The organism is Gordonia sp. i37 (genome assembly GCF_002043085.1).
GTDB lineage: Bacteria > Actinomycetota > Actinomycetes > Mycobacteriales > Mycobacteriaceae > Gordonia > Gordonia polyisoprenivorans.
In genome coordinates this window covers 1-727 of sequence record NZ_MVPX01000506.1, presented here as the reverse complement: position 1 = coordinate 727, position 727 = coordinate 1, and the positions used below count along the sequence as shown (strand labels likewise).

Annotated in this window: 2 protein-coding genes; both read right to left on the bottom strand. The window is 66.6% G+C overall.

What is annotated here, in order from left to right:
- On the bottom strand, positions 1-564 hold a 564-nt coding region (locus B1964_RS24755), incomplete at its 3' end, for an SIMPL domain-containing protein (protein WP_079931682.1).
- A 32-nt stretch (positions 565-596) separates the two neighbouring features.
- The coding region (locus B1964_RS24750; protein ID WP_139765859.1) for a LuxR C-terminal-related transcriptional regulator at positions 597-727 on the bottom strand (131 nt) is incomplete at its 5' end.

Sequence of the window (727 nt, the reverse complement as noted above, 5' to 3'; positions counted from 1 at the left end):
CGCCCCGGCGGCCAGCAGCGCCCGAGGCATCGGCTGGTGGGCGTCGAGCATCTCCGGGTCGGCGAGCTGGGTCGGGGTGACCGGCCCGCGCCCGACCGCATCGGCGTAGGCCTGCGCCTTGAGTACCGCGTCCTCGACGGCCACGCGCCGCAACTCCGCCTCGTACCGACGCCGGTTCTCCGGGGTGAGCGCCCACCGCACGCCGGCGATGTCGACCCCGGATTCCTGCGCCCACACGTCGATGAACCCGCCCAACGCGTCGACGTCGGCGAATTCGATGTCGACGCCGATGTTGGTGGAGTACACGAGGTCTCGCAGCTTGCCCTTCGCGTCATAGGGCCGATGGGAATAGACATGCACCGTGTCGCTCGACCACGTCGCCACAGCGTCGGTGCCGGCCAGTTCGTCGAGCGTCGCGATCAGACGCGCATGCACCTCGATCGCGTCGCGGTACACCGCTTCCCGTTCACTCCCCGACACTGCCACCCGAAGGTGCACCACTGCCCGCTCTGGCGTGAATTTTCCGTCGGCGTTTCCGCGGACGATGATCTCCAGCTGCGTCATGGCCCGATGCTACGGAACCCGACGCCGTCTGCTCATCCATAGCGTCGCACCAGGTCACGCTCATAGGCGTAGATCACTACGTGAATCCTGTTGCGTAGGTTGAGCTTGGCGAGAATGTTGGCCACGTGCGACTTCACCGTCGTCTCGGAGACGAACAACTCCG